Raw genomic sequence first — 23,656 nt, 5'->3', positions numbered from 1 at the left:
ACGGCCGGCGTCGCACCGCGCGGATGATCGTCGACGCCGGCGGAGGACGAGCGGACGCGGCACGTCACCCGGATCTCCAGAAGGTCTCAGGCGGCTCGGACGACTCGGGCGGCGCACCCAGCTCGGACGCCCCGCGTGTGCCGGACACCCCGGAAGGCGCCAACGCCCCGGAAACCGCCGACGTCCCGGCGGTGACCGTGGCCGGGCTCCGCAGCGGGTGGGAGGGGCCCGGGCTGGACGCCGAGGGGGCGTACGCGCTGGACCTGCTCGTGGTGCTCGACGCCCCGCAGTTGGCCGCCGAGACCGCCGCGGCGCTGGTCGAGGGCCTGCCGGACGGCGCGCGGCTGGTGCTCAGCGGCGATCCGCAGCTCCTCGGCTCCGCCGGCCCGGGGCAGGTGTTCCAGGACGTCCGAGCCTCCGGCTGTTGCCCCCGAGTGGCCTCCCGTACCCCCGATCCCGGACCACTCGGCGAGCTGGTCTCCGGGATCGGCGTCGGTGAACTGCCACCCGTGGCGGCGCCGGAGCGGGAGATGGTCATCGTGCCCGTCCAGGATCCGACCGACGCCGTACGCCGCACGGTGCAACTGGTGTCCGACTCGGTGCCGCGTGCCATCGGGGTGCCCGCTGAACAGACCCAGGTGCTCACCACCGGACACGGTGGCGCGGCGGGCACCAGGGCGCTCAACACCGCGCTCAAGGAAGCGCTGAATCCCGGCCCGGGCCGCTTCGGCGGATTCGACCCCGGAGACCGCGTGGCCTACTCCCCCGCTCCCGGCCACACCGTCACCGGAAGCGTCCGCGACGCCGGGGACGACGGACTGCACCTGGAGCTGGCCGGCCGCAGCGTCGTCCTGGCGCCGCAGCGCGTGGCCGCCGCCCTCCGGCACGGTTGGGCGATCACGACGCACCAGGCGGCGGGCACCCGCTGGCCGGCCGTGGTCGCGGTGCTGCCGGGTGAGGCGGCGGACACCCTGACCCGGGACTGGGTGTACACCACCTTCGGACGTGCGGAGCGCCACCTGTCGATCGTCCAGGGCGTGCAGCAGGCCCTGCCCCGGGCAGTCTCCGAGCAGCTCGCGACGGCGCGTACGACCAGACTGCGTACGCTGCTCGTACGGGCGGTCGCGCAGCTGGAGCCCGATCCTTCGACGGAGCGTGCGACGGGGACGACGGGCGAGGGAAGGTAGCGCGCCCGCCAGCGCGGCGGAGTGTGCGGGACGGCCAGCCACCGCGGCTGACAGTGGGCGGCACGGCCACGGTCAGAGTGCCCGGTGACCACCCGCGCCGTCCTCGGTCGCCGGGTCCGCCGGCTCCAACTCCTCGTCGAAGACGGTGCTCACGTCGAACCGGCAGATGACCCGCTCGGGGTCGGCCTGGTCGAAGGGCGCGGACAGCCACTCGCCGGGCTCCCGCGGCTCGTCGGCGGCCGCCACCCACAGCGTGGCGTCGCCCTCCTCCATGCCGAACTCCCGGTGCCGCGTGGCGATCTCGTCCGGCTCGTACTCGCCGAAGAGCACCCCGAGAGCCGCGTGGACGCTGCGTCCCGCCGTAGGCCCGACGAACGACTCGGCCTCGTCGTCCTCGTCCCCCTCCCCCGACTCCGGGTCGAGGTCGGTGACGCGTTGCGCCTGTGCCAGCAGCCGTTGCGGTTCGGTCAGCGTGTAGTCGCGGCGTACGAAGACGCTGAGGGACCGTGGCTCGTCCGGCCCGGTGTATTCGGGCATCGTGTCCCCGCCGGGGATCTCGAAGGGCGTGACCTCGTCGTACGCCTCGTACAGCAGCTCGTCGTACGCCTCACCCGCCACCGCGAGCTGGTCGAACGCGGTGTACACGGCGGCCTCCTCCGGACCGTCCCCGCCCGCCTCGGCAGCCGCACCGGCCCGCCGCTCAACGGCCTCGAGGTGCCGGTCGAGCGCGGTTTTGACTGCCTCGACGGCAGCGCGTACGTCAGCAGCGGTCGGCTGCGCAGCATCAGACATAGTGCAGACGCTATCCGCATTTGGTCCCTGCCCGCACAATAGATGAGATGCCGGAATATGAATTTCGCGATGTGTACGTACCACGCAGTGTCTCCCGCAAGGCGGCGACACAGCTGCTGACCGATCAGGCGGAGTACGGTCACTGGGAGTTGGACCGCACGCGGCTCTATCCGGACGGCAGCCGGCGGGTGCGGCTGCGGCGCCGGATCATCCGCCAGCTGCGGGCGACCTGGTGATCGGCCGGGCCCGAGGGGGCGTTCCGGGCGGGCACGCCGGAGCGGGACCCGCGACCACGCGCGAGTCCCGCTCGATACGTCTCTCTCACCAGCCGAAACGGCCCTGTTCAGGAGGCTTGTCAGGAGGGGGGTGACGCGCCCCGGCCGGTGTCAGGCACCCGGGTGGTCGGTTCAGCGTCGGCCGACCCGGGCACGGCGGTACAGCACTCCGCCACCGAGCAGCAGCCCGGTGCCCAGGGTCATCCCGAGCGCGAGGTCGTAGCTACCGCCGGTCTCGGCCAGCTGCGGCTCCACGGCCTGCTGGGGAGCGGCCTGCGGCTGCTCCTTCGGCTGCTCGCGCGGCTCCTCCGGAGTCTTCTCCTCCGGCTTGTCCGGCTGTGGCTTCTCCGGCTTGGGTGCCGGCTTGTCCGTCTTCTCCGGCTTCTCCGTGGAATCGTTCGCACACTCGTTGCCGAACGCGGGGTTGAGCAAACCGACCACGTCGACGGTGTTGCCGCAGACGTTCACGTCCGCGTCGATCGGCACCTGCGCGGTGTTCCCGGAGAGCAAGCCCGGCGAGTTCGCGGAGCCGCCCTCGGCCGTCGAGTCGGCGAACGCGGTGCCGCCGGACAGCGCCAGCACGCTGCCTGCCGCGGCCACAGTGATCAGGCCGGTTCTGGAGACCTGTCGCATGGTTGTTCCTGCCTTCATTCCGTGTGAATTACGAGCGAGAGATCCGGCAGTCATACCGTCACACCTGCTCGTCCAGAGACCCGTTGGTCCCGGGCGCCGCAGTAGCGTCCGGGACCCACGGGCTTCGCTCCGCGAGGAGCGAGAGACCATGTCAGCCGTTGACGCAGGTGTTGCCGAAGGCCGGGTTCAGCACCCCGACGACGTTGACCGTGTTGCCACAGGCGTTCACGTCCGCGTCAATCGGCAGCTGAATGACGTTCCCGGAGATCACGCCGGGGGAGCCGAACGCGGCACCCTCGGCTCCGGAGTCCGCGCTGGCCATACCGGCTCCAGCGAGCACCAGACCACCGGCGGCAGCCGCGGTAGCGACGACCTTCTTGATCATTAATTCCTCCTCGTTGACAGACGGCCCCATACCGCGGGCCGCATCACCTGTAACGAGGAGCTGGTCAACGGGCTACGAGCACACGGAGCCATTCACCCGTACCGGCTACGGAGGAACGACTGCCCGATTCGGGTACGCGGCGTACGGACCGGAGCCCTCCACTCAGCACTGGTCCAGGAACCGGTCGAGCACGCGTACCCCGAACTTCAGCCCGTCCACCGGCACCCGCTCGTCGACGCCGTGGAACATTCCGGCGAAGTCCAGCTCCGGCGGCAGCCGCAGCGGCGCGAAGCCGAAGCAGCGGATGCCCAGGTCGTCGAAGGACTTGGCGTCCGTCCCGCCGGAGAGCATGTACGGCACCGCCCGGGCCGCCGGGTCCTCGGCCTTCAGCGAGCTCTGCATCGCCTCGACCAGCCCGCCGTCGAACGTGGTCTCCATCGCCTTGTCCGCGTGCACGTCCTCCCGGCGGACGCGTGGCCCGAGCACCCGGTCCAGGTCGGCCAGGAACTCCTCCTCGTGCCCGGGCAGGAACCGTCCGTCCACGTGTGCGCTGGCCTGCCCGGGGATGACGTTGACCTTGTAGCCGGCGTCCAGCTGGGTGGGGGCCGCGGTGTTCTGCAGCGTCGCCCCGATGATCTTCGCGATCCCGCCCAGCTTGGCCAGCGTCTCCTCCATGTCCTCCGGATCCAGCTCGGTCCCGAGCGCGTCGGACAGCTCGTCGAGGAAGGAGCGCACGGTCTTGGTGACCCGTACCGGGAAGGTGTGTCGGCCGAGTCGGCCGACCGCCTCGCACAGTTCGGTGATGGCGTTGTCGGTGTTCGTCATCGACCCGTGGCCGGCCGTGCCGTCCACGGTCAGTCGCATCCAGTGCATGCCCTTCTGGGCGGTCTCGATCAGGTAGAGCCGCAGGTTCTCGTTGACCGTGAACGAGAAGCCCCCGACCTCGCCGATCGCCTCCGTCACTCCCTCGAAGAGGCCCGGGTGGTGATCGACCAGGTGCCGGGCCCCGTAGATGCCGCCCGCCTCCTCGTCCGCCAGGAAGGCGAGCACCACGTCGCGTGGGGGCCTGCGTCCCGTGCGCAGCCGCTCGCGTACGACCGCCAGCGTCATGGCGTCCATGTCCTTCATGTCGACCGCGCCCCTGCCCCACAGGCAGCCGTCGGCGATCTCTCCGGCGAAGGGATGATGGGTCCAGTCCTCGGCGTTCGCCGGTACGACGTCGGTGTGGCCGTGGATCAGCAGCCCCGGCCGCGTACGGTCCAGGCCCTCGATACGGGCGACGGTGGACGCCCGACCGCGGCTGGACTCGTAGATCTCCGGCTCCAGCCCCACCTCCGCGAGTTGCTCGGCGATGTACTCCGCGGCGGCGCGTTCGCCCCGCGCCTCGTTCCCGCCGAAGTTGCTGGTGTCGATGCGAATCAGGTCACGACACAGATCGACGACCTCGTCCGTACCGCTACGGCCCGGGGTCGGGCTGCTCAGCTGGGTCACACTTCCTCCTCGGGTGACGGAGTTCCCATACTCCCGCTTCCCCGGGCCGGTGGCCCAGGGAACTACCGTGATCGAGCACCTCGTGGCCGGTGCTAGAGTTGTACCCGTCGCGCGGGCCGAGAAGCCGGCGGGACCACCTGTCGGGGTGGCGGAATGGCAGACGCGCTAGCTTGAGGTGCTAGTGCCCTTTACAGGGCGTGGGGGTTCAAGTCCCCCTCCCGACACAGATCGTGTCCCCAGCTTGTGCGGGTCGAGGTGAGCCTCGACCCGCACACGTTCTTTCCAGCCTCGTACGTCAGCTTGGGCCCGGTGGGCCTCGGACCCGGCGCTCGCCGCCGGTCAACGCCGAGTGCCGGCGGGAGCCGTACGGCGACTAAGGGCGCCCGAGTCAGTCAAGGCATGCCCGGCGGCCGTCCCCATGGGACCTCAGCTCAGTACGTCGCGCAGCAGCCGAGCGTTCCGCACCGTCTGGCTGGAACCGGCGCGTGCGGCCAACTCATCGACCTCGGCAATACGGCCCGTGGCCCCGCATGTCGACGCGCACTCGACGGCGAGGGCGAGGAACTGTCCGGCACCCCGTCTCGGCCGCCTCGCGCAGCGCGGTGACAACGGGGTTCGGCTTGATCCTCTTCCTGCGCAGCAGCGCCTGCAGCTGCCCCGCGAGCAGTCCGCTGTCCAACTGGCATTGTGCGGCGAGCGAGAGCAGCGCGTGAACCGGTACTGTGTCGTGCGCGATCTGCCAGCGCATCCGTACCCCGCAGGTCCGCTGGCTTCGAGCAGAGACCGGAGCATGGTCCTCCCCAGCAGGCCCGCACGGGCCGCCACCTCGTCGCGGTGATGCGGCAACTCTGCCGCCCGGTAGGGCGCGGCAAAGGAGGCGGGCGAGATCATGGCGGTCGTCCCATGCGGACGCAGGTCGTAGCTGTCGACGAGGGTCGCGGCGACCGCCGGTAGTGACGGGTGAGCGTCAAGCCCGGGTTGTACGGGGGCCACACCCCGGCCGGGGCGCTCGTCGGATCGGAGGCCGGCCATTCTCGCGGAATCGAGTCCTGGTACGGCAGACCGCCCTCAAGCAGCCACCGGGCCAGCTGCCGCCCGGCGGCCGAGCGGAGTTCCCCGGCCGCGCGACATACCGAATCGTCCGCAGCGGGGGTGACGCGCAACAGGGCCTGCGTCAGGTCGACCGGGGCGGGTGTGACGCCCAGGCTTTCCAGTTCCGCTATCCGCTCCACCAATGTGGCCGGCTGCAACTCACCGGTGAAAAGGGTGGGCAGAGCCAGCAGGAAGGATCGGTCCCGGACCCGATCAGCTCGATGACCTCGATCAGACGCGCTTCGAGCATCGCCCCGGGCGGAGACCACGGTGCCGGGAAATGGTAGAGATCGACAGCGGAGAAGCCGTTGAGCCGGTCGGGCAGCTTCTCGCCCAGCATCCCCGCGGCCACATGATGAATGTCCTTCTGCGCGCGGTCGCGGCTGTACCTCGGGCCCATGCCCAGGATCGGCTTTAGCGCTTCGCACAGCGTGACCCGGTCGAGTCGGGCGTAGCGGCCATCCCCTCCGGGCCCACACGGACATGCAGCGGGTCCAGGGCGCCGAGCTCAGCGAGCGCCCGCCGCACCGCCGTCGTCCTCCGGGGGTCGTGGGTCAGTTGAGTGCCTTCGGGGTTTCCGTGCCCGCTCGGATGCTGTCGATGATGCGGGTCCAGTTGTCGCCACCGTGTCCGTGCTCGTACGCGCGTCGGTAGTGGGACCGCACGGCCAGCGGAAGCGCGAGGTCGAGCCCGAGTGACGTGCTGGTGTCCACGATGTGGTTGGCCGTCGCGCCCATCATGGTGACGGTGCTGAGGTCGCCGGGGTGTTCTTCGGCGTCGAGCGCGGCGCCGGGGGTGTCCTCTCCGGACCGCAGGATGTCGCCCAGCGAGTCGGCGGCCGGGAGCAGTTCCCGCAGCGCCTCCGTGGCTTTCATCCCGGCGGCGCCCAGCATCGCCGTGGCGTGCATCAGCCCGGAGAGGGTGGTGAGGAACAGGGCGAGTTGGGCCTGGTACATCATCTGAGCCAGGCCGGGGTCCTCGCCCAGGTACCTCGGCTCGCCGAGCACCGCCAGCTCGTCCAGGTGGCGGCGAGCCTCCGGGGCGGGGCCGCTGTAGTAGACGTAGGCCGCCGCCGTACCGACCATCGGCGCGGGGACCATGACACCGCCGGTGACGAAGTGGGCGCCGTGGCTCGCCGCCCAGGTCGCCGCCTGGCGTGAACGGTCCGGCGTGTCGGAACTCAGGTTGATCAGAGTCCGGCCGGAGAGCGAGTCGAGGGCGCTGCCTAGCACGTCGTACATCGCCTGGTAGTCGGTGAGGCTGAGGATCACGAGATCGCTCGCGGCGACCGCCTCGCCGGGTGACGCCGCGCGCGTCGCTCCGTCGGCGACGACGCCGTCCGCGCGACTGGCGGTGCGGTTCCAGACGGTGACCGGGTGGCCGGCCGTGAGCAGGGTGCGGGTCATCGCCTGCCCCATCGGGCCGATCCCGAGCATGGTGACGGCGGTCTTCCGGCTGGACAGGTGGGGTTGTGGTTCGTTCATGCCCCCATCCTCGAAGGAGTGCCGCTAAAGTTGGAAGTACCCACTATGTTCTGCGGTACTTACCTTTTCGTAAGGAGGATCAGTGACCGCCAGGTCATCAAGGCGCGGACCGTACGTCTGCGGGATCGACGCCGCGCTCGACGTGGTGAGCGGCAAGTGGAAGGGCCTGATTCTCTGGGAACTCGACGCTCATCACGTACGCCGCTTCGCCCAGCTTCGTCGTGGCCTGCCCGGGGTGAGCGAGAAGATGCTCACCCAACACCTGCGTGAGATGGAGGAGGACGGCCTCGTGCACCGCGAGGTGTTTGCCGAAGTGCCGCCGCGGGTGGAGTACTCGCTCACCGAGCACGGGCGCACGCTCAACCAGGCGCTCGGGTCGCTCGGCGCGTGGGGCATCGAACGGATTGACCGCGAAGGCTCCGAAGTGGTCGCCACCGGGGAGACCTCGCACGCCCGGACACGTTGACCGCACGCGGGTGACGCCCGTCGACACGGCCCGGGAGTGCCAACGGGGCCACACCTCGCCGGACGGCTGCGCCCGACGGGACCGGGTGGCGAAGACCCACGCTCCCGCACCCGGCACGGAAACACGAGCGCGGGGTCGAGACGACGCACGAGTCGCCTCGGCCCCGCGCCTCGTCGACGGTCTGCCAGCACTGCCCTGTCGGCGTTCCCTCCTTCCTCTTTGCGGGCGAGCGCGTTGTCCGTGCGGAGCTTTGACTGGGGGATGTCCCTCTCCTGGGTCCCTCCCGAACGGCAAATCAGTGTCAAAAGTGATGAACCATGCCAATCTGAGACAGGTCGATCAGGCCACGCCTTTCATCGAGCCCCGGGACGTCGAGCACGAACGGAGGGAAACGGTGCTGCGCGAGCCCTCTGACGGACCGGCTGACGACCTCGTCACCGCCCCCGCGAACCAGCCGCTCCCCCAGAACGCGGGACAGCCCTCGCCCCCGCCCGCGTCGCCGTCGGCGGCGCGGCCCGACTTCGAGCGCGTGCGCGCGGTGGCGGACTCCGTGCTCTACGAGGGATATCTGCTCTATCCCTACCGCCGCTCCTCACCGAAGAACCGGGTGCGGTGGCAGTTCGGCGTCCTCGCCCCGCGGGACTGGGTGGAGGCGGACGGACCCGTGAGTCCGGGGATCGCGGGCTCCGCCGAGTCCTGGTACCAGCAGACCGAGTGTCTGCTGGAGCCGCTGCCCGACGCCGTGGTGCACGCACGGGTGCGCTATCTCCAACTCCAGCGCAAGTCCGTGCGGCGCCGGTCCGAGGACGGCTGGTACGAGCCGGTGGACTCTCTGGAGGTCGCCGGCACCCTGCACCTCTCCTTCGACGAGGCGGTGCCCAGGGAGGTCGATGTCGTGGTCCCGCTGGCGGAACTCCTGCTGGGCGAGCGGTCCGTACCGGTCACCGCGCCCGGCGGGGAGGAGACCGAGAGCCTTCCGGACGGCGCCGGGTGGGTCGTACGACGGCGCCAGCCGGTCGAGGCGAGGGTGACGCTGTCGGCAGAACGGCCTGACGGCCCCGCCGCCCCCTGGCTGCTGCGGGTGCGCACCGAGAACACGGGGCGTCCACCCCCGGGGCGGCTCACCCGGGACGAGGCCCTACGGCAGGCGCTGGTGGCCACGCACACCCTGATCGGCGGCCAGGGGGTGGAGTTCGTCTCGCTGACCGACCCGCCCGAGTGGGCGGCGCGGCATGCCGCGGGCTGCCGTAACGTCCACACCTTCCCGGTGCTCGCCGGTGAGGAGGGATCGCGCGAACTGGTCCTGTCCGCGCCGATCATTCTGCCCGACCACCCACGAGTCGCTCCGGAGAGCCCGGGGGATCTGCACGACTCCGCCGAGATCGACGAGATCCTGTCCCTGCGGACGCTGTTGCTAACGGACGAGGAGAAGCGCGAGGCACGCGCCACCGACCAACGCGCCGCGGACATCCTCGAGCGGGTCGAACAGCTGCCGCCCGAGGTGTTCGAGCGGCTGCACGGCGCGATCCGCTCGTTGCGGCCGGCCCAGCGGGCGCGACCGGAAGCGGCAGCACAGCCGGCGCGGGAGGTGTCGGTGCCCGAGGCGGACTCCGTACCGCCTCGGATGACCACCCCGTGGTGGGAGGAGGGCGGCGACGACGGGCTATCCCCGGCGACGGACAGCGTGCTGGTCGACGGGGTCGCTGTCGCGAAGGGCAGCATCGTACGCCTCCGTCCGCGCAAGGGGGGCGCCGACGCCCAGGACATGTTCCTGGCCGGGCGTACGGCTCAGGTGTCGGCGGTGTTCCACGACGTGGACGGCAGCCGGCACGTCGCCGTCACGCTCGAGGACGACCCGGCCGCCGAACTGCACAGCTGGTACGGCCGGTTCCGCTACTTCCGCCCGGACGAGGTCCAGCCGCTGACTTCCTCATGCGACGACCACCGCGAGGTGCCGCAGCCCCCCGACAGACCGGTTCCGTGACCGCAGTCCTAAGGAGACCGAGCAGATGAGCGTCGAGAGCGATACCCGTACGACAGGCCAGCAAACCAGCACGGCGGAGCGTCCGGACGGCTTCCAGGAGATCGACGTCCTCTGGATCTCCGAGGGCATGAGCTGCGACGGCGACACGGTGTCCGTGACGGCTGCCGCGCAGCCGGCGATCGAGGACGTCGTGCTCGGTCTCATTCCCGGACTGCCGAAGGTCAACCTGCACAACAAGGTGCTGTCCCCCAGCCTGGGCGGTGAGCACTTCCTCGCGCCGTTCCGGGCCGCCGCACGCGGTGAACTGGGGCCGTTCATCCTGGTCATCGAGGGCTCGATCCCGAACCAGAACATCATCGAGGGCGAGGGCTTCTGGACCTCCTTCGGCATGGACGAGGAGACCGGCCAGCCGCTCACCCTCAACTGGTGGCTCGACCACCTCGCGCCGCGCGCCTGGGCCGTCGTCGGCGCCGGTACGTGCGCGACGTACGGCGGCATCCACGCCATGGCCGGCAACCCCACCGGATGCATGGGGCTCGCCGACTACCTGGGTTGGGACTACACCTCGCGGGGCGGGCTGCCGATCGTCAACATCCCGGGCTGCCCCGTCCAGCCGGAGAACTTCATGGAGACCCTGACCTGGCTGCTCTACCACGCGGCCGGGTCGGCTCCGCCGCCCCCGCTCGACCACATGCTGCGGCCCCAGTGGCTGTTCGGGAAGACCGTCCACGAGGGCTGCGACCGGGCCGCCTACTACGAGCAGGCGGACTTCGCCAAGGACTACAACTCGCCGAAGTGCCAGGTGAAGGTTGGCTGTTGGGGACCGGTCGTCAACTGCAACGTGCCCAAGCGCGGGTGGATGTCCGGCATCGGCGGCTGCCCGAACGTCGGCGGCATCTGTATCGGCTGCACCATGCCGGGCTTCCCGGACGCCTTCATGCCGTTCATGGACGAGCCCGCGGGCGGCAGCCTGTCCTCGCTGCTCATCAAGCCCTACGGCGCCTTCATCCGGCGGATGCGCGGCATCACCAACGTCGCCGTGAACCGGGAGACCAAGTGGCGCCACAACAAGGCCGAGCTGACCAGTGGTTACGACCCGTACTGGCGCTCGGAGACCGACGCGCGGAGCAACTAGCGGGCAGCGCCCGCACCCGCACCCCTCGCTCAGCACCGCACCCAGCACGCAGCAGCGACAGACACGTAGGGAGTGGCATGACCACCACCGAGCGGCCGTCCCGGTCCAAGGAGCGCCAGTCACCACAGATGGTGGACATGGCGTGGGATCCGATCACCCGGATCATCGGCAACCTCGGCATCCACACGAAGATCGACTTCGCGAACCGGGAGGTGGCCGAGTGCTACAGCACCTCATCGCTGTTCCGTGGCTACTCGGTCTTCATGAAGGGCAAGGACCCCCGGGACGCCGGCTTCATCACCAGTCGCATCTGCGGCATCTGCGGTGACAACCACACCACCTGCTCCGACTACGCCCAGCAGATGGCGTACGGCATCAAGCCACCGCCGCTCGCGGAGCACATCGTCAACCTCGGCGAAGCGGCCGAGTACATGTTCGACCACACGCTCTTCCAGGACAACCTGGTCTTCGTGGACTTCTGCGAGGCGATGGTCAAGGACACCAACCCGAGCGTGCTGGCCCAGGCCGAGAACACCCCGGCGCCACAGGCGGGCGTGCACGGCTACCGCACCATCGCGGACATCATGCGGGCCTTCAACCCCTTCGAGGGGGAGGTGTACAAGCAGGCGCTGGTGATCAGCCGGATCACCCGCGAGATGTACTGCACGATGGGCGGCCGGCACGTCCATCCCTCCACGCTGTATCCGGGTGGAGTGGGGACCATGCCGCAGCCCAACACCTTCACCGACTACCTCTCGCGGCTCGTGAAGGTGCTGGACTTCGTCAAGCAGTCCGTGGCGATGAACGACGACGTGTTCGACTTCTTCTACGAGGCCCTGCCCGGCTACGAGGAGGTGGGCCGCCGCCGGGTCATGCTCGGCTGCTGGGGCTCCTTCCAGAACCCGGACTTCTGCGACTACCGCTACGAGACCATGAACGACTGGGGCAGGCGGATGTTCGTCACCCCGGGCATCATCGTCGACGGCGAGTTGGTCACGAACAAGCTGGTCGACATCAACCTCGGCATGCGCATCCTGCTCGGCAGCTCGTACTACGAGGACTGGGTGGGCGAGGAGCCGTTCGTCACCCACGACCCGCTCGGCAACCCGGTCGACATGCGCCACCCGTGGAACCAGACGACTGTGCCGCAGCCGCAGAAACGGGACTTCGAGGGGAACTACAGCTGGGTGATGAGCCCCCGCTGGTACGACCGGACCTCCGGCCAGCACCTCGCGCTGGACACCGGCGGCGGCCCGCTGGCACGGCTGTGGTCCACGGCGCTGAACGGACTGGTCGACACCCCCTACGTCAAGGCGACCGGCCACAGCGTGCGGATCTCGCTGCCGAAGAGCGAGCAGTTGCCGGAGACGACGCTCGAGTGGAGGATCCCGCGCTGGAACAACACCCTGGAGCGCAACCGGGCCCGGCAGTACTTCGTCGCCTACGCCGCGGCTATGGCCTTCCAGTTCGTGGAGGAGGCGATGACCCTCGTGCGCGCCGGCGAGACGAAGACCTTCACCGACTTCGAGGTGCCCGAGGAGGCCGTCGGCTGCGGCTTCCACGAGGCGGTACGGGGCGTCCTCTCGCACCACCTGGTGATCAAGGACAAGAAGATCGCGAACTACCATCCCTATCCGCCCACGCCGTGGAACGCCAGTCCGCGGGACAGTTACGGCACCCCGGGCCCGTACGAGGACGCCGTACAGGGTCAGCCGATCTTCGAGGAGAACGGCGCGGACGACTTCAAGGGAGTCGACATCATGCGCACCGTACGCAGCTTCGACCCCTGCCTGCCCTGTGGCGTGCACATGTACCTCGGCAACGGCAACGAGCTGAGACAGCTGCACTCCCCAACCTTCGGAGCCATCCATGGCTGAGCGTTCCACGGCTGGGCACTCCACTGCCGCGCACGAACGGCTCGACGACCCGGCGGTCGGACAGCGGCTGGCCCGGATCGACGAACTCCTCGAACGAGTCGAGGAAGTCGCCGGCCCGACCGCGGAGGCGGCGCTCGACGCGGTGCGGGCCCTGACCGAGGTCTACGGTGAGGCCCTGGCCCGTGTCCTGGACTTCGCCCCCGACGGGCTCACCGCGAAACTCACCGGGGACAAGCTGCTCAACCACCTGCTGGTGCTGCACGACCTGCACCCCGACCCGACGGAGCGCCGGGTGTCCCGCGCGGTGGAGGATCTGCGGCCGGCGGTCCAGGAGCGTGGCGGAGACGTCGAACTCGCCGGAGTGGACGAGGGCGTGGCGCACATCCGGCTGACGTCCCAGGGCTGCGGCGGTTCCTCCGGCGCCGTGGGTGAGACCGTACGCGAGGCGGTCCTCGCCGTGGCGCCGGAGCTCACGGAGGTCCGGCAGGCACCGGCGAGCGACGGTGCCGGCTCGAAGCCGGCCTTCGTGCCGCTCAACGCGCTGCTACGGCCGTCCGCGAGCGGCACGGAGCCGACATGACCGCCGGCGCCCTGCAACGCCTCGTCGACCAGGCGGGGGCCCGCCGAGCGGACTCGGCGGAGCACTGTGACCTGTGCAGTGTCCCCCTGGACGCGCAGCACCGGCACATGGTCGACACCGCTCGCCAGGAGCTGCTGTGCGCCTGCCTGCCGTGCTCGTTGCTCTTCGTACGCGACGCGGCCAGCGAGGGGCACTACCAGCTGGTGCCGCGACGACGACTCCGGCTGGCCCCGGTCGCCACGGAGCCGCTCGGGGTGCCGGTCGGGCTCGCCTTCTTCGTGCCGCGCGCGGACGGTACGGCCCTGGCGCACTATCCGAGTCCGGCCGGGGCGACCCGGTGGGAGATCGACGCGGCGACCTGGCAGGGCGTGGTCGACTGCCGCGCCGAGCTGGCGACCCTGGTGCCGCACGCCGAGGCGTTGCTGGTCAACACCGCTCGTGGCGAGCAAGCGCACTGGATCCTCCCGGTCGACGACTGCTTCCGGCTGGTCGCCGTCGTACGCCGCGAGTGGCGGGGCATCTCCGGGGGAAGCCGGGTGTGGCCGGAGATCGAACGGTTCTTCACCGAGCTGACCGAACAGTCCTGACGTCCCCTCGAAGGAGCACACCATGGGCCAGATCCGAGTCGGCAGACCCGACGCGAAACCCGACATGTCTGCGCACATCGACGGTACCCGCCAGGGCAATGAGGGACCCGCCGAGAGCCAGCCCGGCCATCACAGGTCCGGCACCTCCGACGCGCGTCGCTCGACCGGCGTCCACTGGAAGAAGCACGACGCGATCCTGCCGGCGATGCCGAACATCTCACCGGGCTGAGGCGTACGACCCGTACGGCGCGACCTCGCAACTGCCACTGCCACTGCCACTGCCACTGCCAAGGAGAGGGTCACCGATGGCCAGGAGAGTACTGATCGCGCAGGCTGTGCTGCTGGGAGGGGCGGTACTCGCCCTGACCGTGAAGGAGTTTCCGGGGCTGATGCGCGAGGTGCGCATCTGGCGGATGATGGGCCGCCAGGCCGGCTTCCGGCACGGCCGATGACCGCGCGTTGGCGCCGCGGGACACGTTCACGCGGGGCACGGGAAGGGGCTCGCCGGTGAGCGTGCTGGTCGCGGGGATCGGAAACGTCTTCCTGCGGGACGACGGATTCGGTGTCGAGGTGGCCCGTCGCCTCATGAGGCGCGGCGGGCTGCCCGATGAGGCGGCGGTGCTGGATGTCGGCATTCGCGGGATGCATCTCGCCTACCGGCTGTTGGACGGCTGCGCCGGCCTGCTGCTGGTCGACACGGTGCACCGGGACGGCGCTCCCGGCACGCTGTACCGGCTGGAACACGACCTGGAGGGCACCGGTCCAGGCGCCGGACTGGACGGGCACGGCATGGACCCGGCCACCGTGCTGGCGACGCTGGACGGGCTCGCCGCGGTGCACGGCATCGACCGCCCGGTGGACAGGGTCCTGGTCCTCGGTTGCGAGCCCGCCGAGCTCGATGAGGGCATGGGCCTGTCCGAGGTGGTGGCGGACGCCGTCGAGCCCGCCCTGGTCGCGGTCGACGAAATGGTCGCCCTCCTGCTGGACGACACCGTGGACGCTGGCCCGGCAGCCGCCCTTCCGTGAGGGGCGAGCTGGCGGGCGGACGGCGTACGCCCCGGGCCGGACGGTCAGCCCGCGTCAGCCGGCCAGTTCCGGATGGCCGAAAAGGGCGGCGTAACCGGCGGGCAGCCGACCGAGCACCTTGTTCAACTCGCCGCCACTGACCGTCTCCCCGACCGTGCTCAGCACGGCGCGTGCCTCCTCCTCCGCGGAGGTCTCGTCCACCCCGGTGGCTTGGGCGATTCGGGCGAGGAACTCCTGCACGCCCCAGGTCTCCGACCGGGCCTGGGCATCCCCCAGGATCTCGCCCAGGCTGCCCGGCAGTTGGTCGGCCAGATGCTCGGCCGACTCCGGCGGCAGCCGCCGTCCCAGCATGGCGAGCACTCCTACGGTGGCGCTGCGCGCCTCGTCCTGGTCGTACGCTCCGCGCTCCCGTACGGCTGCCAGGAAGGCGTCGTGTTCCATGTCCTTCTCGCTTTCCGCTCGTGCGTGGCGGGCCCCGGATCGGTCAGCCGGTCGGCGGGCACTCGGGTAACTCCGTCACCGCTCCCCGTAGCGGGTGGGCGGATAGGGCGAGCGCTCCGCGTCGGGTGGCGTGTCGTCACCCGTGTCGAGTTTCCCGGAGCGCGCCTGGCGCCGCACCTCGGCGTCCGCTTCGCGGTGCGCGGCGGTGTCCGCCACCCCGGAGCGGGTCGGGGTGTCCTCGACACCCTCGGTGTCCTCGGCCTCGGGCACGTCCTCGCGGGCGTAGTCGGTCACGCCGGCGGCGGCTCGCTCGGACTCCACGCGCTCCGCCAGAGCCTCGTCGTCCGGGCGCCGCGCGTCGCCGCCGGGATCCCGACGATCCCGCGATCCTCGGCGTTCGGGCTGCTCCTGTGGTGTGGTCTCCTCGTCGGACATCGGCTCGCCTCCTGTACGGGTCAGCTTGCGTACGAGCGGCGCGCCCCCATGGGGCGGGCGTTGTCCCTCGGCCGCCCGACCTCCGTACGGGCCGGGTTCCCGCCACCTCGCGGGTAAACAACGCGGTGGAACGACGGGCCTGCCCGGAGGGCGCGGGTGCGGCTCAGGTGGAACGGTCCTCGGGCAGCGGCGGGTGGAGGGCGCCGTAGTCGTGGCCGCGGGCCAGCTCGTTGATCAGTCGGTCGGCGTCGACGTACAACACCGACTGCTCACGCCAGGCGGAGGCGCCCTCCAACATGCCGGCGAGTTCCCGCTGTCGCTCGCGGGCTCGACGCAGCGCGCTGGTCAGCGCGCCGGGGTCCTGCTCCTCGGTGCCCTCCGCGGCACCGAGCTGGCACACCGCCTCGACCAACTCGTCCAGGAGCTCGGCGAAGGCCCGCAGGACCCGGTCGTCCGGTGGTTCCCCGTCCTGCTCCTCGACGGTGCGCAGCAAGCCGTAACAGATGCTGCGCAGCTGCTCAGCGGATCTGCCGAGAGTATCGACGAAGCCGCGGTAACCCGCGAAGCTGGTCGGGTGACGGCGGCTGAGCAACCGCCGGACGTTGTACACGACGCTCTCGTCCCCCGATTCGACCGCCTGGCGCGCGTTCTGCACCGAGTGGTCGAGCTGTCGTGCCCGGCCCAGCCAGTCGATGAGGGTGTCCCGCTCGGGCACTCCCTCCCGCAGGCCGTCCGCGATGTCCGTGAGGAGCCCGCCGAAGGCCCACGACAGTCCGTCGGCGCCCTGCTCGGCGGTGCGGTACCGCAGCGGTGGCATCACGAGGAGGCTGATCGTCAGGCCCACGCCGGCACCGAGGAGCACCATGGACACGATCTCCCAGACCATGACCAGCGGCGCGCCGGACAACGCGTCGTACGAGAACACGGCCACGACCGACACCTGCACGCCCTCGGGGCCGAGCCGTCGCCAACGCCCGATGACCAGGACGACGAGCAGCATGACGACGAAGGCCGGCAGGAGCGTGCCCGCGGCCGGCGCTACCACCCCGGCCGCGACGACACCGAGCAGCACCGCGATGACGAGTCGCAACGAGTGCACCAGCGACTGGTAGGCGTTGGACTGCATGGCCAGCAGCGCCATGTAGCGGGCGTAGGCCGGTTGTGCCGAGGCGATGAGCAGTTCGGCGAGTGCCCAGACGAGGCTTCCGGCGAGGGCGCTCTTGAGCAGGAGCAACAGCAGGTCGCGGTCCGGGCCGGAGTGCTGCCGAGCCCGGCGGAGGCTGCCCCGTGCCCGCCGCGGGGCGTGGACGAGCGACCGCCAGCGTGCGCGCGCTCCACCGACCGGTTCCGGGATCGCGTCGTTGCTCGCCATCAGTGCCGGAGACCTCCCTTCACCGTGGTGCTCACGTCGCGAGGTGGACGAGCGTTCGTCAGAATCGGCGCGCTGACGGATTCTCGTCCGCGCACGGTCGGCGAGGTCCCCTGCGGGTACGCCGGCGGGCCACTACCGGTCGGCCAGGTCGGTGGTCAACCCCCGCAGTGCGGCAGCACCTTGGTGCGGTAGAAGTCGAAGAAGCCACGCAGGTCGGGCCCGATCTGGTTGATGTGCACGGCGTCGAAGCCCGCGTCCCGGTAGGCGTGTATCGCGCGCAGGTGTTCCTCGGGGTCGGCGCCACACACCACCGGCCCGTCCCGCACGTGCTGCTCGGTCACCAACCCAGCGGCCTGTTCGAAGTGCGCGGGAGTCGGCAGCACCTGCGACAGCTCGCCTGGCAGGAACATGTTGGGCCAGCGCCGGTGTACCGTGCGGATCGCGGCTTCCTGGTCGGTGTCGTAGCAGACCTTCATGCCACCACCGACGCGTTGTTGGCCGCCGCCACTGCGTCGGAAGCGGGCCACGCTCTCCTCGTCCGGGGCCATCGTGATGAATCCGTCGCCGACGCGTCCGGCGAGTTCCACGGAGGCGGGACCGAAGCCGGAGATGTCCAGGGGCACGAAAGTGTCGGGCACGTCGTACAGTCGGGCGTTCTCCAGCGTGTAGTGCCGGCCCGTATGGCTCGTCTCCTCACCCGACAGCAACTGTCGGAGCACCGTGACGGCCTCCTCGAGCATCGCCAACCGTACGGGCGCCTGCGGCCAGGTCGTCCCCAGGATGTGCTCGTTCAGCGCCTCACCGCTGCCGAGTCCGAGCCGGAAGCGCCCCTCGCCGAGGGTGACGGCCGAGGTGGCGGCGGCATGGGCGATGACTGCCGGGTGGGTACGAACGGTGGGGCAGGTGACCGCGGTCTCCACGGGCAACGAGGTGGCCTCCGCGAGCGCCCCGATCACCGACCAGACGAAGGGCGCGTGACCCTGCTCGGTGGTCCACGGGTGGAAGTGGTCGGAGATCCACAGTGAGGTGAAGCCCGCCTGCTCGGCCATCCGGGCCTGTTCCACCAGCGCTCTGGGGCCGTGGTCCTCGCTGGCGAGGAAGTAGCCGCAGGACATCGCGTTCGGGGTGCTCGCGGTGCTGTCCGGTAGGGGCGGGCTCGGTGTCTCCATGCGCCTGCGGGTATCCCGCGGTTGGGGGGTTGGAAACCAACCGCGCGGCGTCCGTCCCGCCTGGTCCACGTACGCGTGGCCGCCCCGCACGACCCTCCGCGGTACGGCCCCGCCCGCACCGTTTGCGGGTCCCCGTCGCCGGTGACCCGTACGTTCCAGGCACCAGCAGCACGAGCAGCGGGACTCGGCAAGGAGCGGACCGATGAGCGACATGGGCGACGAGGTCTACCAACCCGATGACGACGCGTCCGAGGTGCGGGAGGACGCCGGCGTGCTGGAACCGGAGGACACGCTCATCGACCGCGGCGTCGACAGCGCGCTCGATGAGGGGTACTCGCCGCCGGAGAAGCCACTGGCGGCGGAGACCCACGGCACGACGGCCGAGGAGCAGCGGGAACGGGAGCCGCTGGACGAGCGACTGGCCCGGGAGAGCGACGCGCCCGCGGAGGTCGTCACCGGGTCCGAGGGGCGGGGCGGCGAGGCAGGTTCCGGCCAGCGGATCGACCAGGAGGACCCGGCGGAGGTCGGCAGCGCCGAGTGGGCGGGGGACGAGCGGGCCGGGACCGTGGACGAACTCGGCCACGACACCGAGGCGGCGGGCCGCCGTGCTGGCCGACTGCTGGCGCCGGACGAGGGCACGCACCCGGACCGGGAGAAGGACACCGTCGGCACGGACGTCGGTATCGACGGCGGCGCCGCCTCCGCCGAGGAGGCCGCCGTGCACGTGGTCTCGGAGTCCGAGGAGCCTGCGGAGGCCGAGGAGGGCGGCGAACCACCGGGGAGCTGACGAGCGGCCCTGCCTCCCCGGGGCATCTCGTACCCCGCGGCGTCGACGCGCCCCACACGCGCGGACGCGCACAGCCGCGGCGCCGGGGCGCGGTGGAAGGCCCCGGTCACCGCAGCGAGAACGTCGGGGCCTCATCGGCTTCCGGTACCGGTGGTGGGCCGGCCAACTCGCCGTGGTGGACGCCGGTGAGCCGCTCGGACAGCTCCCACAGCCGTCGCGCCGCCCCACGATCCCGAGCCGTACGACCAGCGTCTCGGGGTACGGGTCGGCCGAAACCTTGCAGGGGCCCGGAGGGGACGATGTGGGCGTCACCGGGCAGGCTCTCGTCGGTCACCGCGTACGGCAGAGGCCAGGCCCCCTGCGCCACCCGCTTGGCCACCAGGTGCACCAGGCTGGCGAGCATCGTCCACGTATGGCCCCGGTCGGCGTTGGCGCCACGGCTGAGCACGCCGGTGCCGGTGAGGCCGGGGACCGCCACCACGCTGCGCAGCGTCGACCCCGCGATCTGGACAAGCCGCTGGAGTTCAGCGGCGAGGTAGACGTTGGCCTGCTTCGAGCGTCCGTAAACCCCCAGGGAGTCCCCGGCCCGTCGGCTCCGCGGCAGGTACGGCTCACGGTCCAGGTCCAGGCGGGAGACTCGATGCTGCTCACTGCTCACCGTCACCACACGCGGTGCGGGCTCCGTCGTCTGCGTGGACCAACCCACGGACAAGCAGCGAGCCAGCCACAAGGTGGGGGAATCCCTGCTGATCTTCTCCAACGCCTTCCTGCGGACCTTGGGCGACCTCGACGAACGTCTGAACGCCCTCCTTCGAAAAGGAGGGCTTCTGGATGACGCACGGGTTGGAAGGACGGACGGACTTCGACAACTCCGTGACCGAGTGGGGTCTCGAGAGTCACATCCCACAGAGCTGGATCGACAAGTTCGAGAACCCCCGTGTTCCCCCGCGCTCTCTTTCAGGACGCGCAGGTCGTACGGCCGGAGGCTTCGCCATATACGGTACAGGGGTTCTCTCAGGGCGTGGCCGCGTCGGGATGCCCCGACAACCTCACGGCGCCACGTGCCCGCCAGAGTGGCCCCTGACGCCACCGGCGGTCGCCGGCGCGGCGAAGCCTCGTCGGTCCGGCCCCGGAAGGACAGCGATACGCATGAAACCCGTCATGCACGGCACCCGTCCTGCAGGAGCCCGCCGGCTTCGCGCGGGCGGCGGGACGAGCCGCTCGCGGGCACCCCGAGACCGACTCGTACGAGGAGCGACCAGCGAGAGCGCAGCACCGAGCCGCCCACGCTTGCGCGCCTCCGTCGATAAGGGCAAATACGGCAAATACTTTCATAAGAGTCGACTGTCCATCCGATCACAGGGGATATATCCGTCATGGATACCGTGCAGATTCCGCTCGCCGTCGCCCGCGACTTCCTCGTGGGCCTCGCGCCGCTCATCCTCGGACTGGTGATCGTCGCCGCGCTGATCCTGGCGGTGGCCTACGGCATGCGTCTTCGCCAGCGTGGTGACGCACGCGCATCCCAGGCCGCGCCGCCCCATGAGCATCACCCCGAGGACTACGACCCGGAGGTCCGCGCCCCGGCGGAGATGCCGCATGACGGAAAGCGCCGACTGCCGCACGAACTCAAGGACCACGGCAACACGGGGACGGAGTCCGGCGGCACCGAGGCGGAGCCGCCGAGGTGGAACGAGGGCGGCAGCGGTTCCTTCGGCAGTGGTGGCCCCGGCGGGCGACATCGTTAGACCCGGCGACTCCGCGCACGACGCGCACGCACATGGCCGGGGTTCGCGCCGATTCCGGCGCGAACCCCGGCCATGTGCGTGCGGGGTTGCGTCGGTCAGATGGCGGTGACGCCGTCCAGCGCCCCGTGCGGGTTGAGGACGTACTTCCGGCTGGCGCCCTGGTCGAACTCGGCGTAGCCGCGCGGCGCGTCCTCCAGCGAGATGACGGTGGCGTTGACCGCCTTGGCGATCTGCACGCGGTCGTGCATGATCGCCTGCGACAGTTCCCGGTGGTACCGCATCACGGGGCACTGGCCGGTGATGAAGTAGTGGCTCTTCGCCCAGCCCAGCCCGAAGCGCATCTTGAGCGCCCCGGTGCGGGCGTCGTTGTCCACGCCGCCGGGGTCCTCGGTGACGTACAGCCCGGGGATGCCGATGCCGGCACCCGCCCTGGCCACCTCCATCAGGGTGTTGAGGACCGTGGCGGGCGCCTCGCCGGCGTCCGGGCCGTGTGCCCGAGCCTCGAAGCCGACCGCGTCCACCGCCGCGTCCACCTCGGGCTCGCCGAGCAGGGCCTCGATCTGCGCCTGCGGAGGGTCCTGGGTCAGGTCGATGGTCTCGCAGCCGAAGCTGCGGGCCTGGGCGAGCCGCTCCGGATTGAGGTCGCCGACGATGACGACGGCGGCGCCCAGCAGCTGCGCGGACGCGGCGGCGGCCAGACCGACCGGTCCCGCGCCGGCGACGTAGACGGTGCTACCCACGCCGGCGCCCGCGCTGACCGCCCCGTGGAAGCCGGTGGGGAAGATGTCCGAGAGCATCGTCAGGTCCAGGAGCTTCTCCCGGGCCCGGTCCCGATCGGTGAAGCGCAGCAGGTTCCAGTCGGCGTAGGGCACCATGACGTACTCCGCCTGGCCGCCGACCCAGCCGCCCATGTCGACGTAACCGTAGGCTGAGCCGGGACGTACGGGATTGACGTTGAGGCAGATGCCGGTCTTGCGTTCCTTGCAGTTGCGGCAACGGCCGCAGGCGATGTTGAAGGGCACCGAGACGACGTCCCCCACCTCGGTGAACTCGACGTCCGGGCCCTTCTCCACCACCTCACCGGTGATCTCGTGCCCGAGTACGAGATCCTGCGGAGCCGTCGTGCGTCCGCGCACCATGTGCTGGTCGCTACCGCAGATGTTGGTCGCCAGCACCTTGAGGATCACGCCGTGTCGGCATTGGCGGCCGGCGTTCTGCGGATGGACACCCGGCCCGTCGTGCAGCACCAGATCGGGGTAGTCGATCGTCTGCACCTCGACGACGCCTGGTTCGATGTAGGCCACCGCTCGGTTTCCACTCATGACTGCCACCTCCGGACGAATCAGGACAGCCCCCCGGAGAATTCTGCGCCGTGCCCACGACCTGGGCCACTCAGCGCCCGACCACGCCCGACCACGCGGACGCCGGGGGCCTAGGCCCCTCGGGTCACCCGTACGACCGCGCCCACACGCCGTTAGGCCGGCGTCCGCCGGGGTACCCGCCCACGGCCGTCCCTCGCCCCGGGCGAGGGACGGCAGGCAGACACAGATCCGGGGCCGGACCGAAGAGGTGGCCGCATGGAGGACAGCAAGAACACCCGGCCGGCAGCCGACCCGCACGGCGCCGGCTGGGGCCACGTCGCGAACGTCGCGGAGATCGTCGCGGCCGGGCCGCGTACGGGAGTGGCCGACGGCTTGACTGTCGCGGTCGTGGGCGCCAGCGGGAACCTCGGCACCAGCGTGGTGGCGGCCCTGTCGACGGACCCACGGATCGGCCGGGTGATCGGCCTGGCCCGGCGTACGCCGACGTGGTCGCCGCCACGAACGACCTGGGTACGGGCCGACATCCGAACGGAGCCGCAACTGGCCGAGCTGTTCCGCAGTGTCGACGTCATCGTCCCGCTCGCCTGGATGTTCCAGCCCACCCGGCACCCCGAGGTGACCTGGGAGACCAACGTGCTCGGCAGCATCCGCGTCTTCGAGGCCGCAGCCGAGGCCCAGACTCCCGCCGTCGTCTACGTGTCCTCCGTCGGCGCCTACTCCCCCGGCCCCAAGGACCGCGCCGTGGACGAGTCCTGGCCCACGCACGGCTGGCCGGCGGCCGCCTACTGCCGGGAGAAGGCGTATCTGGAGCGCTACCTGGACACCTACGAGCGGCGGTTCCCCTGGGTCCGCATGGTGCGCGTGCGGCCGGGATTCCTCTTCAAGCGGGAGGCGGCCTCCGAGCAACGGCGTATCTTCGCGGGGCAGTTGCTGCCGCGCGCCTGGTTCCAGCCGGAACGGTTGCCGGTGCTCCCCGAGCTGCCGGGCATGCGCCTCCAGGCGCTGCACACCGCGGACGCCGCCGACGGCGTGCGGCTGGCCGTCACCAGCCCCGTCCGGGGGGCGTTCAACCTCGCCACCGATCCGGTGCTGGACGCCGGGGTGCTGGCGGAACTCCTGGGCGTACGCACCATGCGGGTGCCCGCGAGTGTCGTACGGCCGGGTCTGAGCGCCGCTTGGCACGCGCGCCTGTTGCCGGCGTCACCGCAACTGTTCGACGCGGCGCTGCACATGCCGCTGCTGGACAGCGCCCGTGCCCGGGAGGAGCTCGACTGGCGTCCGCGGCATCGGGCGACCGAGGCCGTGCAGGAGTTCCTCACCGGAGTGCGCGGGAGGGAGGGCATGGAGACGCCGCCGCTGGCCGCACGTCCCTGACCGGGTTTCGGCGG

Annotated in this window: 26 protein-coding genes and 1 tRNA gene; 15 read left to right on the top strand and 12 right to left on the bottom strand. The window is 70.8% G+C overall.

Annotated features, from left to right (window positions below; translation table 11 throughout):
* Window positions 1-1,187 (top strand): ATP-dependent DNA helicase (locus tag AN216_RS12805; RefSeq protein WP_170843109.1); only part of this gene is annotated, 1,187 nt, incomplete at its 5' end.
* Between the two features lie 72 nt (window positions 1,188-1,259).
* Here AN216_RS12805 and AN216_RS12800 read toward each other — a convergent pair.
* Entirely contained in the window at window positions 1,260-1,979 is a 720-nt protein-coding gene (locus AN216_RS12800; RefSeq protein WP_070196793.1) for a hypothetical protein, read from the bottom strand.
* Between the two features lie 47 nt (window positions 1,980-2,026).
* Between AN216_RS12800 and AN216_RS12795 the strand changes: the two genes are divergently transcribed.
* Window positions 2,027-2,215 (top strand): DUF5703 family protein, encoded by a 189-nt coding sequence (locus AN216_RS12795; RefSeq protein ID WP_070196792.1) that lies wholly within the window; start codon window positions 2,027-2,029, stop codon window positions 2,213-2,215.
* A 171-nt stretch (window positions 2,216-2,386) separates the two neighbouring features.
* On the opposite strand, the gene AN216_RS12790 is transcribed toward AN216_RS12795, so the two are convergent.
* The 3 genes from AN216_RS12790 to AN216_RS12780 form a co-directional block, all read right to left on the bottom strand.
* Window positions 2,387-2,887 (bottom strand): chaplin, encoded by a 501-nt coding sequence (locus tag AN216_RS12790; RefSeq protein WP_070196791.1) that lies wholly within the window; start codon window positions 2,885-2,887, stop codon window positions 2,387-2,389.
* 151 nt (window positions 2,888-3,038) lie between these two features.
* Window positions 3,039-3,272 (bottom strand): chaplin, encoded by a 234-nt coding sequence (locus tag AN216_RS12785; RefSeq protein WP_070196790.1) that lies wholly within the window; start codon window positions 3,270-3,272, stop codon window positions 3,039-3,041.
* A gap of 162 nt (window positions 3,273-3,434) precedes the next feature.
* A complete protein-coding gene (locus AN216_RS12780) occupies window positions 3,435-4,754 on the bottom strand; it encodes a M20/M25/M40 family metallo-hydrolase (RefSeq protein ID WP_070196802.1) in 1,320 nt (439 codons plus the stop codon).
* Between the two features lie 148 nt (window positions 4,755-4,902).
* On the opposite strand from AN216_RS12780, the gene AN216_RS12775 reads away from it, so the two are divergent.
* Window positions 4,903-4,987, top strand: a tRNA-Leu gene (locus AN216_RS12775).
* 995 nt (window positions 4,988-5,982) lie between these two features.
* Here AN216_RS12775 and AN216_RS29705 read toward each other — a convergent pair.
* Window positions 5,983-6,255: a hypothetical protein gene (locus AN216_RS29705; protein ID WP_139140914.1), complete on the bottom strand. Its 273-nt coding sequence runs from the start codon at window positions 6,253-6,255 to the stop codon at window positions 5,983-5,985.
* A gap of 154 nt (window positions 6,256-6,409) precedes the next feature.
* The gene (locus tag AN216_RS12765) at window positions 6,410-7,339 is read right to left on the bottom strand and encodes an NAD(P)-dependent oxidoreductase (RefSeq protein ID WP_070196788.1); all 930 of its coding nucleotides are present in this window, start codon (window positions 7,337-7,339) and stop codon (window positions 6,410-6,412) included.
* An 82-nt stretch (window positions 7,340-7,421) separates the two neighbouring features.
* Between AN216_RS12765 and AN216_RS12760 the strand changes: the two genes are divergently transcribed.
* From AN216_RS12760 to AN216_RS12725, 9 genes are all read left to right on the top strand, one after another.
* Window positions 7,422-7,805, top strand: coding sequence for a winged helix-turn-helix transcriptional regulator (locus tag AN216_RS12760; RefSeq protein WP_070196787.1), 384 nt, complete (start codon window positions 7,422-7,424; stop codon window positions 7,803-7,805).
* Between the two features lie 310 nt (window positions 7,806-8,115).
* Window positions 8,116-9,789: a hypothetical protein gene (locus AN216_RS12755; RefSeq protein WP_244502439.1), complete on the top strand. Its 1,674-nt coding sequence runs from the start codon at window positions 8,116-8,118 to the stop codon at window positions 9,787-9,789.
* 25 nt (window positions 9,790-9,814) lie between these two features.
* On the top strand, window positions 9,815-10,924 hold the full coding sequence (locus AN216_RS12750; protein WP_070196786.1) for an NADH-quinone oxidoreductase subunit B family protein: 1,110 nt from the start codon (window positions 9,815-9,817) through the stop codon (window positions 10,922-10,924).
* A 77-nt stretch (window positions 10,925-11,001) separates the two neighbouring features.
* Window positions 11,002-12,801 (top strand): nickel-dependent hydrogenase large subunit, encoded by a 1,800-nt coding sequence (locus tag AN216_RS12745; protein ID WP_070196785.1) that lies wholly within the window; start codon window positions 11,002-11,004, stop codon window positions 12,799-12,801.
* On the top strand, window positions 12,794-13,381 hold the full coding sequence (locus AN216_RS12740; protein WP_070196784.1) for a NifU family protein: 588 nt from the start codon (window positions 12,794-12,796) through the stop codon (window positions 13,379-13,381). The genes AN216_RS12745 and AN216_RS12740 overlap by 8 nt, the downstream gene beginning before the upstream one ends.
* The gene (locus AN216_RS12735) at window positions 13,378-13,968 is read left to right on the top strand and encodes a DUF5947 family protein (protein WP_070196783.1); all 591 of its coding nucleotides are present in this window, start codon (window positions 13,378-13,380) and stop codon (window positions 13,966-13,968) included. The genes AN216_RS12740 and AN216_RS12735 overlap by 4 nt, the downstream gene beginning before the upstream one ends.
* 22 nt (window positions 13,969-13,990) lie before the next feature.
* On the top strand, window positions 13,991-14,197 hold the full coding sequence (locus AN216_RS12730) for a hypothetical protein (protein ID WP_070196782.1): 207 nt from the start codon (window positions 13,991-13,993) through the stop codon (window positions 14,195-14,197).
* Between the two features lie 76 nt (window positions 14,198-14,273).
* A complete protein-coding gene (locus AN216_RS29225) occupies window positions 14,274-14,420 on the top strand; it encodes a hypothetical protein (RefSeq protein ID WP_170843108.1) in 147 nt (48 codons plus the stop codon).
* A 55-nt stretch (window positions 14,421-14,475) separates the two neighbouring features.
* The gene (locus AN216_RS12725) at window positions 14,476-14,994 is read left to right on the top strand and encodes a hydrogenase maturation protease (RefSeq protein WP_079166530.1); all 519 of its coding nucleotides are present in this window, start codon (window positions 14,476-14,478) and stop codon (window positions 14,992-14,994) included.
* A 54-nt stretch (window positions 14,995-15,048) separates the two neighbouring features.
* Here AN216_RS12725 and AN216_RS12720 read toward each other — a convergent pair whose 3' ends face one another.
* The 4 genes from AN216_RS12720 to AN216_RS12705 form a co-directional block, all read right to left on the bottom strand.
* Window positions 15,049-15,435, bottom strand: a complete 387-nt coding sequence (locus tag AN216_RS12720; RefSeq protein WP_070196780.1) for a DUF2267 domain-containing protein — start codon at window positions 15,433-15,435, stop codon at window positions 15,049-15,051.
* Between the two features lie 75 nt (window positions 15,436-15,510).
* The gene (locus tag AN216_RS29700; protein WP_070196779.1) at window positions 15,511-15,870 is read right to left on the bottom strand and encodes a hypothetical protein; all 360 of its coding nucleotides are present in this window, start codon (window positions 15,868-15,870) and stop codon (window positions 15,511-15,513) included.
* Window positions 15,871-16,033: 163 nt separating this feature from the next.
* Complete coding sequence (locus AN216_RS12710) at window positions 16,034-17,242, bottom strand: aromatic acid exporter family protein (protein WP_070196778.1); 1,209 nt, start codon at window positions 17,240-17,242, stop codon at window positions 16,034-16,036.
* 155 nt (window positions 17,243-17,397) lie between these two features.
* Window positions 17,398-18,357, bottom strand: coding sequence for a TIGR03557 family F420-dependent LLM class oxidoreductase (locus tag AN216_RS12705; RefSeq protein WP_070196800.1), 960 nt, complete (start codon window positions 18,355-18,357; stop codon window positions 17,398-17,400).
* Window positions 18,358-18,613: 256 nt separating this feature from the next.
* Between AN216_RS12705 and AN216_RS12700 the strand changes: the two genes are divergently transcribed.
* A complete protein-coding gene (locus tag AN216_RS12700; RefSeq protein WP_070196777.1) occupies window positions 18,614-19,198 on the top strand; it encodes a DUF5709 domain-containing protein in 585 nt (194 codons plus the stop codon).
* 106 nt (window positions 19,199-19,304) lie between these two features.
* On the opposite strand, the gene AN216_RS12695 is transcribed toward AN216_RS12700, so the two are convergent.
* Window positions 19,305-19,856: an SDR family NAD(P)-dependent oxidoreductase gene (locus tag AN216_RS12695; protein WP_139140913.1), complete on the bottom strand. Its 552-nt coding sequence runs from the start codon at window positions 19,854-19,856 to the stop codon at window positions 19,305-19,307.
* A 718-nt stretch (window positions 19,857-20,574) separates the two neighbouring features.
* On the opposite strand from AN216_RS12695, the gene AN216_RS12690 reads away from it, so the two are divergent.
* Window positions 20,575-20,946: a DUF6479 family protein gene (locus AN216_RS12690; protein WP_070196775.1), complete on the top strand. Its 372-nt coding sequence runs from the start codon at window positions 20,575-20,577 to the stop codon at window positions 20,944-20,946.
* Between the two features lie 95 nt (window positions 20,947-21,041).
* Here AN216_RS12690 and fdhA read toward each other — a convergent pair whose 3' ends face one another.
* The gene (gene fdhA, locus AN216_RS12685) at window positions 21,042-22,268 is read right to left on the bottom strand and encodes a formaldehyde dehydrogenase, glutathione-independent (RefSeq protein WP_070196774.1); all 1,227 of its coding nucleotides are present in this window, start codon (window positions 22,266-22,268) and stop codon (window positions 21,042-21,044) included.
* Window positions 22,269-22,523: 255 nt separating this feature from the next.
* Here fdhA and AN216_RS12680 point away from each other — a divergent pair, with 255 nt between their 5' ends.
* Window positions 22,524-23,642: an NAD-dependent epimerase/dehydratase family protein gene (locus AN216_RS12680; protein WP_079166529.1), complete on the top strand. Its 1,119-nt coding sequence runs from the start codon at window positions 22,524-22,526 to the stop codon at window positions 23,640-23,642.
* The last annotated feature ends 14 nt before the right edge of the window (window positions 23,643-23,656 follow it).

Origin of the sequence: Streptomyces oceani (genome assembly GCF_001751245.1) — a bacterium.
GTDB classification, from domain to species: domain Bacteria; phylum Actinomycetota; class Actinomycetes; order Streptomycetales; family Streptomycetaceae; genus Streptomyces; species Streptomyces oceani.
Note: the sequence above shows the minus strand (reverse complement) of the source record. Positions and strands in the feature narration are given on the sequence as shown.

Coding starts and splice junctions, on each gene's coding strand:
- AN216_RS12800 (WP_070196793.1), bottom strand. CDS start 1,979: ATGTCTGATGCTGCGCAGCCGACCGCTGCTGACGTACGCGCTGCCGTC.
- AN216_RS12795 (WP_070196792.1), top strand. CDS start 2,027: ATGCCGGAATATGAATTTCGCGATGTGTACGTACCACGCAGTGTCTCC.
- AN216_RS12790 (WP_070196791.1), bottom strand. CDS start 2,887: ATGCGACAGGTCTCCAGAACCGGCCTGATCACTGTGGCCGCGGCAGGC.
- AN216_RS12785 (WP_070196790.1), bottom strand. CDS start 3,272: ATGATCAAGAAGGTCGTCGCTACCGCGGCTGCCGCCGGTGGTCTGGTG.
- AN216_RS29705 (WP_139140914.1), bottom strand. CDS start 6,255: ATGGGCCCGAGGTACAGCCGCGACCGCGCGCAGAAGGACATTCATCAT.
- AN216_RS12765 (WP_070196788.1), bottom strand. CDS start 7,339: ATGAACGAACCACAACCCCACCTGTCCAGCCGGAAGACCGCCGTCACC.
- AN216_RS12755 (WP_244502439.1), top strand. CDS start 8,116: ATGAACCATGCCAATCTGAGACAGGTCGATCAGGCCACGCCTTTCATC.
- AN216_RS12750 (WP_070196786.1), top strand. CDS start 9,815: ATGAGCGTCGAGAGCGATACCCGTACGACAGGCCAGCAAACCAGCACG.
- AN216_RS12745 (WP_070196785.1), top strand. CDS start 11,002: ATGACCACCACCGAGCGGCCGTCCCGGTCCAAGGAGCGCCAGTCACCA.
- AN216_RS12740 (WP_070196784.1), top strand. CDS start 12,794: ATGGCTGAGCGTTCCACGGCTGGGCACTCCACTGCCGCGCACGAACGG.
- AN216_RS12735 (WP_070196783.1), top strand. CDS start 13,378: ATGACCGCCGGCGCCCTGCAACGCCTCGTCGACCAGGCGGGGGCCCGC.
- AN216_RS12730 (WP_070196782.1), top strand. CDS start 13,991: ATGGGCCAGATCCGAGTCGGCAGACCCGACGCGAAACCCGACATGTCT.
- AN216_RS29225 (WP_170843108.1), top strand. CDS start 14,274: ATGGCCAGGAGAGTACTGATCGCGCAGGCTGTGCTGCTGGGAGGGGCG.
- AN216_RS12720 (WP_070196780.1), bottom strand. CDS start 15,435: ATGGAACACGACGCCTTCCTGGCAGCCGTACGGGAGCGCGGAGCGTAC.
- AN216_RS29700 (WP_070196779.1), bottom strand. CDS start 15,870: ATGTCCGACGAGGAGACCACACCACAGGAGCAGCCCGAACGCCGAGGA.
- AN216_RS12710 (WP_070196778.1), bottom strand. CDS start 17,242: ATGGCGAGCAACGACGCGATCCCGGAACCGGTCGGTGGAGCGCGCGCA.
- AN216_RS12705 (WP_070196800.1), bottom strand. CDS start 18,357: ATGTCCTGCGGCTACTTCCTCGCCAGCGAGGACCACGGCCCCAGAGCG.
- AN216_RS12700 (WP_070196777.1), top strand. CDS start 18,614: ATGAGCGACATGGGCGACGAGGTCTACCAACCCGATGACGACGCGTCC.
- AN216_RS12690 (WP_070196775.1), top strand. CDS start 20,575: ATGGATACCGTGCAGATTCCGCTCGCCGTCGCCCGCGACTTCCTCGTG.
- fdhA (WP_070196774.1), bottom strand. CDS start 22,268: ATGAGTGGAAACCGAGCGGTGGCCTACATCGAACCAGGCGTCGTCGAG.
- AN216_RS12680 (WP_079166529.1), top strand. CDS start 22,524: ATGGAGGACAGCAAGAACACCCGGCCGGCAGCCGACCCGCACGGCGCC.